The sequence below is a fragment of the Halomonas sp. KAO genome, from assembly GCF_015595025.1.
Taxonomy (GTDB): Bacteria; Pseudomonadota; Gammaproteobacteria; order Pseudomonadales; family Halomonadaceae; genus Halomonas.
The window spans coordinates 1-734 of the sequence record NZ_JADNRL010000021.1 but is presented as its reverse complement, the minus strand read 5'-3'; the positions used below and the strand labels follow the sequence as shown (position 1 = coordinate 734).

2 tRNA genes and 1 rRNA gene are annotated in these 734 nt (G+C 54.1%); all 3 read right to left on the bottom strand.

Features of this window, described 5'->3' with window-relative positions:
- Positions 1–254: 254 nt before the first annotated feature.
- A tRNA-Ala gene (locus IOC61_RS10910) sits at positions 255–330 on the bottom strand.
- A 13-nt stretch (positions 331–343) separates the two neighbouring features.
- Positions 344–420 (bottom strand) — tRNA-Ile (locus tag IOC61_RS10905).
- A gap of 184 nt (positions 421–604) precedes the next feature.
- Positions 605–734, bottom strand: a 16S ribosomal RNA gene (locus IOC61_RS10900); the annotation flags it as partial.

The following is a 734-nucleotide window of genomic DNA, read 5'->3' as shown; positions in this document are numbered from 1 at the left end:
TCCGCGATGACACACGACATTGCCGGATACGCGCTTGAAACGTATCTCGTGTTCTTTCCTTGCGGAAAGAACGTTTGTCAGCATGAATCACATTGTTAAAGAGCAGACTGTCAATCGACAGTCATAAACCCGACATCGTGGTGTGCGATATTGGCTTATGACTGCAGATCCGATCAGGTAAGACTGTGGGGTAGTAATGGTGGAGCCAAGCGAGCGGTGCGACGTTTCGCTCGAAACGCTGACCTTCTGCAAGATGGTGGAGCCAAGCGGGATCGAACCGCTGACCTCCTGCGTGCAAGGCAGGCGCTCTCCCAGCTGAGCTATGGCCCCTGATACTGCTAGATGGTGGGTCTGGGCAGATTTGAACTGCCGACCTCACCCTTATCAGGGGTGCGCTCTAACCAACTGAGCTACAGACCCGGCACTGTACGCAAGTCGGCTTCTGACCTCACCCTCCTTTCCATTAAAGGTCAGGGGGTGCGCTCTCACCAACTGAGCAACAGAATCGACTTCCAACCACTGGGTCGATGACCCAAACAGTCTTTTGCTCTGGTCGATCAGGTAATTCATTGTGAGCACTTGCCGACAGTCGGTGACATATCGGTAAGGAGGTGATCCAGCCGCAGGTTCCCCTACGGCTACCTTGTTACGACTTCACCCCAGTCATGAGCCACACCGTGGTGATCGCTCTCCCGAAGGTTAAGCTAACCACTTCTGGTGCAGTCCACTCCCAT